The sequence below is a fragment of the Caldanaerobacter subterraneus genome (genome assembly GCF_004345675.1).
In the GTDB taxonomy this organism is placed as follows: domain Bacteria; phylum Bacillota; class Thermoanaerobacteria; order Thermoanaerobacterales; family Thermoanaerobacteraceae; genus Thermoanaerobacter; species Thermoanaerobacter subterraneus.
Window position 1 is genome coordinate 66,358 of the sequence record NZ_SLWU01000008.1, and the last position, 14,048, is coordinate 80,405.

At 37.8% G+C, this 14,048-nt stretch carries 13 protein-coding genes and 1 tRNA gene; 2 read left to right on the forward strand and 12 right to left on the reverse strand.

Annotated elements, in window-relative coordinates:
• Nucleotides 1–36: 36 nt before the first annotated feature.
• From EV203_RS05230 to lpdA, 6 genes are all read right to left on the reverse strand, one after another.
• A complete protein-coding gene (locus EV203_RS05230) occupies nucleotides 37–1,836 on the reverse strand; it encodes an aldehyde ferredoxin oxidoreductase family protein (protein WP_132039451.1) in 1,800 nt (599 codons plus the stop codon).
• A gap of 126 nt (nucleotides 1,837–1,962) precedes the next feature.
• Complete coding sequence (locus tag EV203_RS05235) at nucleotides 1,963–2,115, reverse strand: Lin0512 family protein (RefSeq protein WP_243700584.1); 153 nt, start codon at nucleotides 2,113–2,115, stop codon at nucleotides 1,963–1,965.
• A 139-nt stretch (nucleotides 2,116–2,254) separates the two neighbouring features.
• Nucleotides 2,255–4,207 carry a sigma-54-dependent Fis family transcriptional regulator gene (locus tag EV203_RS05240; protein WP_132039453.1) on the reverse strand — a complete coding sequence of 651 codons (1,953 nt, stop codon included), beginning with the start codon at nucleotides 4,205–4,207 and terminating at the stop codon, nucleotides 2,255–2,257.
• 80 nt (nucleotides 4,208–4,287) lie between these two features.
• Complete coding sequence (gene lipA / locus EV203_RS05245) at nucleotides 4,288–5,136, reverse strand: lipoyl synthase (protein WP_003868834.1); 849 nt, start codon at nucleotides 5,134–5,136, stop codon at nucleotides 4,288–4,290.
• Nucleotides 5,123–5,809 carry a lipoyl(octanoyl) transferase LipB gene (lipB, locus tag EV203_RS05250; protein WP_003868833.1) on the reverse strand — a complete coding sequence of 229 codons (687 nt, stop codon included), beginning with the start codon at nucleotides 5,807–5,809 and terminating at the stop codon, nucleotides 5,123–5,125. The genes lipA and lipB overlap by 14 nt, the downstream gene beginning before the upstream one ends.
• A gap of 16 nt (nucleotides 5,810–5,825) precedes the next feature.
• Nucleotides 5,826–7,181, reverse strand: a complete 1,356-nt coding sequence (lpdA, locus tag EV203_RS05255) for a dihydrolipoyl dehydrogenase (RefSeq protein WP_011025889.1) — start codon at nucleotides 7,179–7,181, stop codon at nucleotides 5,826–5,828.
• A gap of 159 nt (nucleotides 7,182–7,340) precedes the next feature.
• Here lpdA and EV203_RS05260 point away from each other — a divergent pair, with 159 nt between their 5' ends.
• The gene (locus EV203_RS05260; protein WP_009610615.1) at nucleotides 7,341–8,717 is read left to right on the forward strand and encodes a hypothetical protein; all 1,377 of its coding nucleotides are present in this window, start codon (nucleotides 7,341–7,343) and stop codon (nucleotides 8,715–8,717) included.
• Here EV203_RS05260 and EV203_RS05265 read toward each other — a convergent pair.
• Nucleotides 8,714–8,971 (reverse strand): putative Se/S carrier protein, encoded by a 258-nt coding sequence (locus tag EV203_RS05265; protein WP_011025890.1) that lies wholly within the window; start codon nucleotides 8,969–8,971, stop codon nucleotides 8,714–8,716. The two genes, EV203_RS05260 and EV203_RS05265, sit on opposite strands and share 4 nt — an antisense overlap.
• A gap of 125 nt (nucleotides 8,972–9,096) precedes the next feature.
• Here EV203_RS05265 and EV203_RS05270 point away from each other — a divergent pair, with 125 nt between their 5' ends.
• The gene (locus tag EV203_RS05270; protein ID WP_132039454.1) at nucleotides 9,097–9,738 is read left to right on the forward strand and encodes a CAP domain-containing protein; all 642 of its coding nucleotides are present in this window, start codon (nucleotides 9,097–9,099) and stop codon (nucleotides 9,736–9,738) included.
• A 17-nt stretch (nucleotides 9,739–9,755) separates the two neighbouring features.
• Here EV203_RS05270 and EV203_RS05275 read toward each other — a convergent pair whose 3' ends face one another.
• The 5 genes from EV203_RS05275 to yunB form a co-directional block, all read right to left on the reverse strand.
• Nucleotides 9,756–11,159 carry an aminopeptidase gene (locus EV203_RS05275; protein WP_132039456.1) on the reverse strand — a complete coding sequence of 468 codons (1,404 nt, stop codon included), beginning with the start codon at nucleotides 11,157–11,159 and terminating at the stop codon, nucleotides 9,756–9,758.
• A gap of 92 nt (nucleotides 11,160–11,251) precedes the next feature.
• Nucleotides 11,252–11,878 (reverse strand): response regulator, encoded by a 627-nt coding sequence (locus tag EV203_RS05280; protein WP_132039458.1) that lies wholly within the window; start codon nucleotides 11,876–11,878, stop codon nucleotides 11,252–11,254.
• Nucleotides 11,856–13,022, reverse strand: coding sequence for a sensor histidine kinase (locus tag EV203_RS05285; RefSeq protein ID WP_009610617.1), 1,167 nt, complete (start codon nucleotides 13,020–13,022; stop codon nucleotides 11,856–11,858). Before EV203_RS05285 ends, EV203_RS05280 begins: the two co-directional genes overlap by 23 nt.
• A gap of 198 nt (nucleotides 13,023–13,220) precedes the next feature.
• A tRNA-Ala gene (locus EV203_RS05290) sits at nucleotides 13,221–13,296 on the reverse strand.
• A gap of 48 nt (nucleotides 13,297–13,344) precedes the next feature.
• Nucleotides 13,345–14,040 (reverse strand): sporulation protein YunB, encoded by a 696-nt coding sequence (gene yunB / locus EV203_RS05295; RefSeq protein WP_031314049.1) that lies wholly within the window; start codon nucleotides 14,038–14,040, stop codon nucleotides 13,345–13,347.
• Between the last annotated feature and the right edge of the window lie 8 nt (nucleotides 14,041–14,048).

The following is a 14,048-nucleotide window of genomic DNA, read 5'->3' on the forward strand; positions in this document are numbered from 1 at the left end:
AAAAGGCATTAGCCTTTTACGGGCCTTAATAATTTTTCAAATTCCCAATTTTTGTAAAGTTTCTTTCGTTGGATATCCATTATCGTCCCATCCTCTTACATCATAATACTTTGGTAACAGTTCTGATAATTTATGAACATGTCCTTTAGATGGGCCTTCAGGAATAGGCTCTTCTAAAAGTCTCTTTGGCAGTTTATCCTCTTTTGGATCGATTCCTGCCTTCAAATTAAACAGCCTTTCTAATGTGTATATCCTTGAGCCTACCTCTAATAATGTTTCTGCAGTATAATCAGTTCCGCAAACTGCATTTACAAGGTCAACGTAATCTTGAGCACCAAGGGCAAAAGATGTAAATAGGCACAGTCCCAGCGAATCTATAACAGCAGTTAAATCTTGGAATGTTTTAACCCATTCAGCTTTTCCCTCAAGAGAAAATCTATCAAGCTTTTGAGGTATACCTAATATTTCAGGAGATATCATATATCCTCTTACATGACAACCACCTCTGTTAGAAGTCGCATATTCAAGTCCATGTCCTTGAGCTCCTCTTGGGTCGTAAGCGGGAAGTTCTTGTTTTTTAACTGACATCGAAAGTTCTGGCACACCATAGCTTTCGCAAAGTCTATATGAACCTTCTGCCATCTTATCTCCAAATCCTTCCCTTGCACCTATCTTTTTAACCCATCCAACAACAGCTTCTGCATCACCAAATTTTAAGGAATATCCATCTTTTTCTATTTCATCATCCTTTATATATCCCTTTTCATATAATTCCATAGCAGCTGCAATAGTAGGTCCAGTTGAAATAGTATCAAGACCATATTCATTGCACCAATAATTTGCTTCAGCTATAGCGTTTATATCATAAACCTCACAGTCTGCACCAAATGCCCAGAGAGTTTCGTATTCAGGACCTCCTACCTCACGGCCATCCTTTAATCTTATCCATCTTCCACAAGCTATTGGACACCCATAACAAGGATTCTTTCTCACAAGTATTTCCCTTGTCATAGTTTCTCCGCTTATTTTATCAGCATGTTCTGTATAGGCCCTTTGGAAATTAGCAACTGGAAAAATTCCGTGTTCATTGATTATATTGACAAGAACTGCCGTTCCATAAGTTGGTAGCCCTTCACCCGTAACTCCATTTTCGCGAAGCATCTTTGTTTTATTTCTAGCAACTTCTCTAACCTTCTCTTTATCGTATAATTTAATCCCTTTGGAACCCTTTACAACTATCGCCTTCACGTTCTTAGACCCCATAACAGCACCAACACCAGAACGTCCTGCTGCTCTATCATAGTCATTCATAACCGCTGCAATCCTAGAAAGCTTTTCACCCGCAGGTCCTATGCAAAGAACCTTTGATTTATCACCATATTCTTTTTTAAGTTCATCGGTTGTTTCAGAAACAAGCTTTCCCCATAGATGTGATGCATCTCTGATTTCAACTTTATCATCTTCAATTGCAACATAAACTGGGCTTTCTGCCTTTCCTTCAAAAATAATCATATCAAGCCCTGCTGCCTTTAATTCTGCACCAAAATATCCACCTGAATTTGAACATGCAATAGTTCCTGTTAACGGTGATTTAGTGATTACCATGTATCTTCCACCAGTTGGAACTGGTGTTCCTGTAAGTGGTCCTGTTGCAATTATTAACTTATTTTCTGGACTTAGGGGTTCAACATTTGGATCAACTTCATCCATAAATATCTTGCTTGCAAGCCCTCTTCCGCCTATGTATTTCTTTGCAAGTTCTAAATTAAGATCTTCAAATTTGAATTTCCTTTCTGTTAAGTTAACTCTCAATATCTTGCCGGCATACCCAAACACAAGAAACCACCCCCCCTATTGAATTTTATTAGATATATTGATATATTGCGCAGCTGCTATTACCCTTTCAACAATATTAACTTTTTCATACCCGTTTCTTTTCCAAACAGTTCAGCCATCATGTACTTAAGGTTTCCACCTTTTGCTATTAAATGACCATGCCTTATGAGATATAGCATCCTTTACTGCTTTTTGAGCAGCTTTATTGACATCCTGTCCATGTAAATCTACTCCATATCCAAACTCCACTACATATCTTTTAATAAATATCACCTCCATTTTTACTTAAGTAGTTTTTGCCTCATACTCAGTATTTATGCAAGTTTTATGCCAAAATAAAAACCCCCATAATCCTAGGGGACATAAAAGTAACAGTCTCAAAATGAGACATATATCGCGTCTCATTTTGAGACTTAAACTATTTTGTCTCAACTAGAGATGAAAGTTCTTTCAAATTTACTTTGTATTTCTTTATTTTTCTGTAAATAGTCGCTCTGCTTAAATTTAGCATCTTAGCCGCTTTGACAACGTCGCCCTTTGCAAGCCTTAATGCTTCTTTTATATTCTTCTCCTCAATAACATCAAAAGGAAGTACTGCAGTCACATTTATGTCTTCCTCACAATTTTTTCTCTCTATATTCTCGGGAAAATAATCTTCAGTGATTATTTCGCCTTCTGCCAGGTAATAGGCTCTGTTAATGACATTCTGCAATTCTCTAACATTTCCAGGCCAATGATAATCTTTTAATCGCTTGATAAAAGACTCACTCAAAACCTTCTGCTCGTTATTGTACTTATTCAGCCTGTCTACAAAAACTTTTGCAAGAAGTTCAATATCCCCTTTTCTTTCCCTTAAAGGAGGAATATTGATTTTTATTACGTTTATCCTGTAATACAAATCATTTCGAAAATTTTTCTTTTCTACTTCTTCACTTAAATTTCTATTAGTTGCCGCAATCACTCGCACGTTTAATTTTTTCTCCTCTGTACCGCCAACTCTTACTATCCTATGATTGTCAAGAACTCTTAAAAGTTTAGACTGCACTTCATAAGGCAATTCTCCTATTTCATCAAGAAAAATAGTTCCATTGTCTGCAAGCTCAAATTTGCCTGGTTTCCCTTTCTTGTTCGCTCCCGTAAATGCTCCTTTCTCGTATCCAAAAAGTTCACTTTCAACCAATTCTCTAGGAATTGAAGCACAATTCACTGCAACAAAAGGTCCTTTAGCGCGTTTGCTGTAATTGTGAATAGCCTGTGCAAAAAGCTCTTTACCTGTCCCACTTTCTCCTTCAATTAGGATACTGCAATCACTTTTAGCCGCTTTTTTAGCCGTCTCTATAACCTTTTTCATTTTGTCATCCTGTGTAACTATATCTTCAAAAGTGTAATAAGCCCTAAATCCTGCCAATTTATTTACAACATTTCTTACATACCTTTCTTCTCTAAAAGTTATAACAGTTCCTATTGTCTTTCTATTAGCCATTACAGGAACCGCGTTTATTCTGCAAGGTATTTTCCTCCCTTTGCTATAAAAAGCCCCTTCCACATCGTAATAAGGTTCTGACTGATTTAATACTTCTTTAATGATATCAAAATCTACAAAAGATTGGATGTGCCTACCTATAATTTCTTTGGGGGCTATGTTTAAAATCCTTAAAGCTATCTCATTTACTCGCTGAACCACGAAATTGTGGTCAAGTATTAACATTCCTTCATGTATTGAATCAAACGTTGCATCTATGAGCTTATGTGACCTCATTAAAGCTAACTGTTTTTCAATTGCATAGGCACCTGCCAGGACAACACCCAAATTATGCGGATGAGCCTCTTCTTTCAAACCAGTCATATCAAGGCATCCAATAACGTTTCCCTTCTCGTCATGGATAGGAGCAGCAGAACATGTAGCCATGTGATGAGTTATACAGTAGTGCTCAGCTCCTACCAATTGAATTGGCCTATCAAGCCTTAAGGCAAGAGCAATAGCATTGGTTCCCACTGCTTCCTCTGTCCACAAAGCTCCTTCCACAAAATTAAGTTTGCGTGTCTCTCCCATTATGTTTTCATCACCTATTCTATCTATTAAGTATCCATCCTTATCTACCAGCACAAGTAAAAACCCAGACCCTGTTACTTGTCGGTATATATCCTCCATTATAGGATGGGCAACAGAGATCAACTCTTCATTTTCTTTTAATCTTACTTTCATACTTTTTTCATCTAATATCTCTCCCACCCCTCCAAAAGGGTCCACTCCATATTCTCTGCATAACTTCCAAGACTCTTTTATTTCTTCCCTAATCCCTTCCTCCAATATACCTTCTGTAATGTATCTCCACCACGCCTTTTCCATAAAGGAAATAAAATCCTTCATTCAAATCCCCCTTTTTACAAAAAAAGCAGCCTTCATTAAAAGCCCATTTTGAAAGCTGCTTTTTCTTTACCACAAATAACTCATCCTCTTGCTAAACTCAAACCCACATCAGCATGATAAGAACTTCTAACCAACGGCCCAGAAGCTACATGCTTAAATCCTAATTTGTAGCCTATCTCTTCATATCTTTTAAACTGTTCAGGGGTTACATATTCAGCTACTTCTATGTGCTTATGAGAAGGTCTTAGATACTGTCCTATGGTCATCATATCGCAATCAATATCTCTTAAATCCTTCATAACTTCTATTACTTCCTCTTCTGTTTCGCCCAGTCCCACCATAATCCCTGATTTAGTAAGTATTAGAGGGTCCAGCTCTTTGACCTTTTTAAGGAGGTTTAAAGACCTAATGTAATCCGCTTTTGGCCTCACTCTTGAGTAAAGCCTCGGAACCGTCTCTACATTGTGATTTATTACATCAGGTTTTGCTTCCACAACAGTCCTGATTGCCTCTTCATTTCCCATAAAATCAGGCACAAGCACTTCAACAGTGACTCCTGGCAGCTTTTTTAGCTCATATATTGTCTTCGCAAAATGTGAAGCCCCACCGTCTGGCAAATCATCCCTTGTAACAGACGTAACTACCACATGCCTTAACCCCAACCTTCTAGCTGCTTCCGCCACTCTTCTCGGCTCTTCCTCATCAAGGGGCTGAGGATGCCCTTTTTCCACTGCACAAAATCTGCAGTTTCTAGTACATATGTTGCCCATTATCATAAAAGTTGCTGTTCTCCTTGCAAAGCACTCCCCCATGTTTGGGCAGTTTGCACTTTGACATACGGTATTTAAGGCCATATTTTTCAAAAAAGCTTCCATCCTGTTTAAATCCTCACTTAAAATTCTCACTTTAAGCCATTCAGGCTTTCGCACTGTCAACCACCGCCAATCTAGTTAAATCAATCTCTTCAAATTTTATTTCGAACACCTCTTCAAACTTGTCCACAAGTCTGTCCATCACTTCTTCTATTTCAACTTCTATTCCAAGCTTTTTCATGGAAGTGACACCAAACTCTGTAATTCCACAAGCGTTAATAAGGCCAAAGTAAGACAGGTCAGTGTTAACATTGAGCGCTATACCGTGCCAAGTTATCCACCTTTTAACCGCAATGCCTATTGCGCATATCTTTTCATCTCCAACCCACACACCCGTGTACTTTTCCTTGCGTCCGGCGATAATCCCATATTCCCTCAGAAGCCTTATTACAGCTTCTTCTAAATTATGAACAAAAAGGTGAACATCTTTCTGCCATTTTGCCAGGTTAAAAATGGGATAGGCTACCACCTGTCCAGGCCCGTGAAAAGTTATTTTTCCTCCCCTTTCTACTTTGTAAAGCTCTGCCTTTTCTTTTATGTAATCAATGGGGACCAGTATGTCTTCATCATATCCACCTGAAACACCTATGGTGTATACTGGCTTATGCTGAAGTAATATCAAAATACCGTCTGTTTCTTCCTTTTTAACTTTTTCAAAAGCCTTAAGCTGTATCTCTTTCCCTTCAAGATAAGGAACCACACCTAATTTTAATACTTCTCCTCTCCTCAAAACAATTCCCCCTATTTTAACCTTTGTTTATTGGCATCCCTAAAGCATCCTCTGCAGCCTCTTTTATACTCTCAGAAAGTGTAGGATGAGCATGTATGCTATCTGCCAATTCCTCCAGCGTAAACTCCTCTTTTATGGCCAATACCCCTTCATGTATTATCTCTGTAGCACCAGCCCCTATTATCTCCATACCGACTACTCTTCCATATTTTCCTTCTGCGATTATTTTCACAAACCCATCGCTTTCTCCCATAGTCATAGCCCTTCCCAAAGCCGTATACGGGAAAGTGCCTATTTTCACTTCTCCATACTTTTCTCTTGCCTGTGATTCATTAAGACCAACCCAAGCAACCTCTGGATTTGTATAAAGGCAGTTAGGTACCGCCGTCAGATCCGCTTCTTTTTCTTCCCCTGCTATGTTGTGAGCAGCTACAATTCCCTGATAAGAAGCCACATGTGCCAGTTGTATGCCTCCTGTAACATCTCCAATAGCGTATATATTTTCTATGCTTGTCCTCATATGGGAATCCACTTTTATTCCTCTTCCGTTCATCTCGAGGTTTAAAGCATCGACCCCGTTTACATTAGGCACTCTTCCTACCGCAACCAAAACAGCATCACATTCGACACTCTCTTGATTACCGTTTTCTGTATAAATTACTCTCAGACCTCTTTCTATTTTTTCTACTTTACTATTTAGATGAAGCTCTATCTTTTGCTTTTTCAATGCTTTTTCCATCACTCCAACTACATCTCTATCAAGCATTGGTAAAAGCTGAGGAAGCATCTCTATCATAATTACTTTGCTCCCCAAAGAAGCATAAATATTTGCAAATTCAAGTCCAATAATTCCTGCTCCAATTATCACTATTTTTTCAGGAATTTTTTCTAATTCCAAAGCTTTATCGCTTGTCATGACGCCTTCTAAGTCAATTCCCTCTATAGGGGGCAGAAATACCTTTGAACCAGTAGCAATTATAAAATTCTCTGCAGTGTACTTTGCTCCATTTACTTCAACAGTATTTTTATCAATAAACGTTCCCTTTCCATTTATGACATCAATGTGGTGTAAGTTCATCAAATAACCTACCCCACCTACTAATCTCTTTACTACCCGCTCTTTTTTCTGGCGAAGCTTGGCAATATCTAAAGTGTACTCTGCAGTTATTCCAAAGTCTTTTGCTTCTTTTATGCGGGTTACAAGTTCTGCAGCGTGAGCATAAACCTTTGTAGGAATACACCCTCTATTAAGGCATGTACCTCCCAGAGAATCTTCTTCTATCAAAGCTACTTTTTTACCCAATTCACTTAATCTAATGGCTGCAGTATAACCTCCAGGTCCTCCTCCTACGACTATCACATCGTAATTCATGATTATACTCCTCCTTTTTTCTTATTGCATCAAAGCTACTTTATATTATATATTATTTCTACATTTTTGCTAAAAATCCTTTTTAAAAGTCATGTTAATAGTTTAACAATTCTATATCGCAACTTATTTGCATATATTTTAGCGAAAGGGGGCTTGAAAATGGCAAATATACTCATCGAAAAAGGAGATTTTTTTAAATACCTTTATTTAGAAGACAAAAAGATAGCTCTTAAAAAAATAAGTGAAGGTAAAGAGGCGGAGGAAGTCATAGTTTCTGACTGTGAAAGCGATTTTGATGCCTGTTTTGATGATGAAGGAAAACTAAATTTGATATACCAAAATTCAGAAGGAGAATTAGTTTTATTAATTCTTTCAGAAAGGGGATGGCATAAAAAAGTTCTTTACTCTTACCCTGATAAAAATACGCATCTTGATAATTTTACCCTATTAATAAAAAACAAGGTGGTACACCTTTTTTACACCTTAAGCAGTATAAGCAAACCTCGAGAAATGCTTTTAATTCATCAAAAATGGGATAAAAACTGGAGTGGCAAAAACATCGCTTTAATTAAAGGCCCTTTACTCTTCCCTTTCTATGAAGTATTTTTAGAAGATGAAAGAAATGTTCATCTTCTTTATACAACAGTTGAGAAAAATAAAACACAACTTTACTACCTTTTCTACACGCAAGATTCCTGGTCACCAAAATTTTTAATTTCCGAATCAGAAAAAATCTTCTCACCTGCTATTTCGGTAGACTCTCAGAAAAACATACACACCCTTTGGATAGAAGAGGACATAATTCAAGAGATAAAGTATAAGAAAAAAACTCCAGGCAGCTGGCCAAAAGGAAACTGGACCGCTGCCACTACCTTAGCCTACTCCACCGAAATTAAAAATTTGCACCTTTCTGTTATAGATAACAACCTGTGGGGAAGCTACATACAAAAAGACAGCCTTTTTGCAACCATATCCTCCGACAGTGGAAATAGCTGGTCCAAACCCTTTAAACTTCCTTTCTCACTCCAAGAAGTAGAATTTTTTAAACTGAGAGCTCCCTTAGGGAATTTACAATCTAATTACATTTTCCTAAGCAAAAAAGGAGAAATAATACCACTGGAATACAAACCTAGGAAGGAACCAGAAGAAAAAAGCACTTATTTCACCTTTTACATAAAAGAAGTCCAAGAGTACTTAAATCTCTTAATCAAAAAGTTACAGACTTTGAAAGAGGAAAAGTCTTTTTTGGAAGAAGAATTAAACAGAAAAAATGCCGAAATTGCAATGAAAAACAAAAACATCTTTGAACTTCAGGAGCTTTTAAAGCAAGCAAATGAGGAAAAAGCAAAGATATCTCTTAAAGCAGACAATTACAATACAATGGTAAACAGATTGATGAGAGAAAATGAAAACCTAAAAAGGCAGATAAAGGACTTACAGAATCAAGTACTAATTTTAAACTCCAAGCTAGAAAGCATTAAAAATGCCACTACATTTCAAAAAATAAAAAGCCTCTTCATAAAAGAAGAGGACTAAACCACTTTTACTATTTTATACCCCGCCGGTATTTTTTCCACTTCGTATATTCCCTTGTATGGAACATTAATTCTCTGTAATAAATTTTGCACCACTTTTAAAGACTCAAGCCCAAATTTGAGAGAATGACTGCACCCTTCTGAAATGCTTCTTGGCGTAGGAACAAATTCTACAGCAATATTGTGCCTTTTTAATACTCTCTCTGCCATAAGCCCATGCTGATAGGAATAAAACACGATCAACCCGTATTTCACACATACCACCTCAGAACCAGTATATTCTACACCTCCCTCAGTTGATACAATGTTCCTTCATGTCCATAAATTACTTAAAGGAATTTACAGCTTTCTGTAGAATATATTGATTTGAGGTGGTGTACATGAAAACAAAATCAACAATAGCACTAGTTTTAGCAGCAATTTCACTTTTTTCTTTTAATTCTGCTGACGCTTCAATCTTTTACTCTTATGGCTATTTTTCAAAAAACAATTTAATAAGACCTTCTGCTCTTATAACAGTAAGACAGCCTGTCTCCTTAAACAAAAAAATAGCTTCATACACACCTTCCTCCAGTATCATAAATAGTAATACAGCAAATCCAAGTAACACTTCACAAATTCAAACAAGTGCAGTACTTTCACAGGAGGAAAAAACTTTAGTAGAACTGGTGAATAAAGAAAGAAAAAAAAACAACCTCTTGCCATTACAGGTAGATGAAAATCTGTGCAAAGTTGCTAGACTAAAAGCTGAAGACATGCGGGACAACGACTACTTTTCTCACATTTCTCCAAATTACGGCTCTCCTTTTGACATGCTCAAAAAATTTGGAATAAATTATTATATGGCAGGTGAAAACATAGCAGTAGATTCTAACGTGATAAAAGCTCACTATTCTTTGATGAATTCAGAAGGGCACAGGGCGAATATATTAAATCCTTATTACAATAAAATTGGAGTCGGAATAGTAAAAAATAAACAAGGAAATGGAATAATAGTAGTGGAACTTTTTATAAAAGATTAATCCGGGAACTTCCCGGATTAATCTTTTTCCATGAAAACTTTATAGGCTTTGTAAGCCATGTACACATCCACTTTGGAAGACAATTCATAAGGCGCGTGCATGCTCAAAAGAGCCACGCCGCAGTCCAACACTTCCATCCCGTAATTAGCTGCATATTGAGCTACAGTGCCGCCGCCTCCCATGTCAACCTTCCCTAGTTCTCCCATCTGCCAGATTACTCCATTTTCATTGAAAAGCCTTCTAACTTTCCCCACAAACTCTGCATTTGCATCATTGGATCCAGCTTTTCCTCTCACCCCAGTGTATTTTGTTATGCATACACCCTTACCAAAATAAGCTGTGTTTTGTTTTTCACTCACTTCAGCATACGTCGGGTCAAAAGCAGCATTTACATCTGCAGAGAGCATTTCAGAGTTTGCCATAAGTCTCCTTAGTTTTATATCAGTACTGCCCTCATATTTTTCAAGGATTTCTGCAATGGCGTTTTCAAAAAACCTTGACTGCAAACCTGTATTTCCCATGCTTCCTACTTCTTCTTTATCTGCAAATATAGCAACAGCAGTCCTTTCAGGAACTCCTATCTCCAGGATAGCTTTCAGGGAAGTGTAAGCAGAGACTCTGTCATCCTGCCCGTAAGCTGCAATCATACTTCTGTCAAAACCTACATCTCTTGGTTTGTAAGCGGGAACTAGTTCTAATTCAGCGCTTAATAAATCTTCTTCTACTATGCCGTACTTCTCATTTAAATATTTGAGTATACTCGGTTTTACACTTACTTCCTCAGACAGCGGTATACTTCCCACTACTGCATTTAAAGCTTCCCCTGTCACCACTTCCGACGCTTTCTTTTCCATTTGGTCTTTCCCTAAATGGGGCAGTAAATCAGTTATGTAAAGTACAGGGTCGTTCTCGTCTTCCCCCACCACTATATTTATCTTTTCTCCGTTTGACTTTACAATTACGCCGTGAAGCGCCAGAGGTATTGTAACCCATTGATATTTCTTAATGCCTCCGTAGTAGTGGGTTTTAAAAAGCGCTAATCCGCCTTCTTCATACAGAGGATTGGGCTTTAAATCTATTCGAGGAGAATCTATGTGGGAGGCTACGGCTTTAATACCCTTTTGCATGGACTCTTTCCCAATTACAGCTAAGACTACTGATTTCCCTTTGTTGTTGTAGTACACTTTGCTGCCTGGTTTCAAATTTGTAGCTTTTTCAATGTCAATAAAGCCGTGTTCTTCCGCAATTTTAATTATCTTCTCCGCTGTTTCCCTTTCAGTTTTGCACTCTGCCATAAATTCTTTATAGCCTTCTGCAAACTCAAATACTTTTTCCCTCTCCTCACTGGAAATTTTAGTCCATACATCCACATTTTTATACCCCAGTCTCTTTTCAATTTCCTTCAGATCTTTTTCTTCCAATTACATTACCCCCCGCTGCTTTTAATATTGAAACATCCATCTATAATATTATTCCCTTTTTGAATAAAAGTCAAATTTAGCCTTGTAAAGGATTAACTCTGTAAAATCGTCTGATTTTTGAGCATATAAATTGCAGCCTGCGTTCTGTCCTTGACACCCAGTTTGCGGAAAATATTGTAGACGTGATTTTTCACAGTTTTTTCGCTTAAAAATAGTTTCTGTGCGATCTCTTTATTGCTGTATCCTTGAGAGAGCAACTTGAGTATTTCTATCTCGCGGGGAGTAAGTTCTTTTCTTAATAATTCCTCATTCGAATCCTCTATCTCTTGCATGAGAGAAGGATGAATGTACACTCCACCACTGTAAATTGTGCGGACAGCCTTTATAAGGTCATCATACTCAGCATCCTTTAATATGTAACCTTCCACTCCTAACTTCAAAGCCTCAACCAAGTATTCTTTGTCATTGTAAATAGTCAAAAACAGTATTTTGCTGGGATGTTTTTCTGCCTTCAATTTTTTCGCTGCTGTTATGCCATTCATTACAGGCATATTTATGTCCATCAAAATTATGTCAGGAGAAAGTTCTTTAGCAAGCCTGTAAGCTTCCTCACCATTTGAAGCTTGGGATATCACTCTTATATCCTTCTCAAGTTCTATCAGCTGGACAAGTCCTTTTCTTATGAGAGCGTGGTCATCAGCCACTAGCAACCGAATCATCCTCAACACCCCTTACAGGAATGGAAATGTAAATTTGAGTCCCTTTGCCTTTGAAACTGCTTATCTCAAACTTTCCATTCAAAATTTCCACCCTCTCCCTCATCCCCATAAGGCCATATCCCTGTCCTATCTTTTCTTTGTCAAATCCTATCCCATCGTCTTTTATGATTATGCTTACAAATTTCATCCCAAACTCAAACTTAATTGAAGCAGTCTTTGCCCTGGAATGCTTTTTTATATTTGTGAGGGCTTCCTGCACCACGCGAAAACATGTGACCTCAATCTCTGGACTCAACCTCTGGTAATCTGAAAGCACAGTAAAATCAACATGTATCCCGGTCTCTTCTTCAAAATTCTTTATGTACCTGGACAAAGCGGGTACAAGGCCTAAATCGTCCAATGCAGAAGGTCTCAAATCGTAGATTATCTTTCTGACTTCCTTCAAAGACTGCTGGACAATTTCTTTTAAATTTTTGAGTTCTAACCTTGCCTGCTCCACATCCTTTGTGATTAACTTTTCACATAATTCTGACTTTAAAAGAACATTTGCCATTGCTTGAGCCGGTCCATCGTGAATCTCTCTTGCAATTCTTTTCCTTTCTTCCTCTTGGGCCTCAATGATCTTCACGCTCAAAGCCTGCTTGTCCTTGAGTTGCTCCAGCTGTAGGTTCATCGCCTTCAAATCTCCATTCAAATAATTTAAAGCTATGTTTATCTGGGAAGATAACTTTTCAGCCTTTTCTATAATGGCTTTCGTATCAAGAAGCTTCCTCTCTAGTTCATTTCTCCTCTCTATAAGCTCCTTTTCTTCTCTCCTTTTTAGAGCCAACTCTATCTGCGCCTCTTTTGCCTCCTCATAAGCTTCTTTTATTGCCTGCTCAGAGAGGTGACCAAACTGTTTGCTCACCAAAGCCAATTTCAGTCGACATTTTTTTTCTTTTTTCTCACACATTTCCACTTCTTTTATGACGTTGATCACCTGAACTTTAAGTTCTTCTAGCTGTGCTTCCAGCTTTCTAGCTTCCTCTTTTGCTTTTTCAAGGATCTCAAAAATCTGTTGCTTGCTGCTTTCAATGACTTCAATAGTCTTTTCTACAATGTTTTCTAATCTTTTTTTATACAGGACTTCACTACTTTGAGTCATTCATCTCACCTCCTGAGCCCATTGTTTTAATAATTCGACAAAAAAGTAAAAAATCCTGCATTTTGAAGAAAAAAATGCTAAACTTGAAGAAGGCAAAAAAAATACCCTAAACGGGTATTACAGTTCGTTGACAAAGTTTTTATCTTCCACAATCTAAAATACCCCTTGAGGATATCAGATACCCATCAAATAAAAAAATGGTGGAGACGAGGAGATTCGAACTCCCGACCCCCTGCTTGCAAGGCAGGTGCTCTCCCAACTGAGCTACGTCCCCACTTCACACGTTTTTTATTATATCAGCTTCTCGACAAAATTTCAATAGTCATTTCTTGATTTCCACTTTCGAATCAGAAGGCTGGGGAACTGGAACAGTAAATTTATCCCCGTTGACATCAACATAGCTTGCCGGCACATCTCCAACTATTATGCTTTCAGCAATAGGCATGTGCAAGGTGACCTGCACTTCGTCTGATGTCAAGGGGGCAATTATCCTTATAGTGGTGCGTATGTCCAAATAAATCCTGTGCCTTGTTTGATTTATTCCTGCCGGCTCAAATTGAGAGCTAAAGTCCACATCAACTGCCCCGACAGGCAAAAGGCCAACTTTTATTCTGGGCCCTACATTTGCAAATAAATCACTGGAAAACACGGACCCCAAAGGGATTTTTGCATATAAAGGCCCTATACTATTCAAATTTTCTTTGACTTCTCTCGTGATTTTTGAAGCCAAAAGATTCATCTCAATCGTATTAGCCTGAAGCATCGAAACTTTTCCGTTGTTGTCTGTTCTAACATAAACCAAGTCTTTGTACTCTATCCCTTTGAGCACTCTTTCATTTATAGCATCGTTTATGGTATTCACTGCTGTCTCTTTTGCCAGAGTTTCACTTACAGCAATTATCGCCGGCTTTAATCTGTATTCCGTAAAATAATAGAAAAAAATTAGTGCTACAATGGTGTAAATCAAATATATGTAAAGGCCTTTTACTCTCCTATAACCCCACTTTTTCCTCCTCAACAAAAACA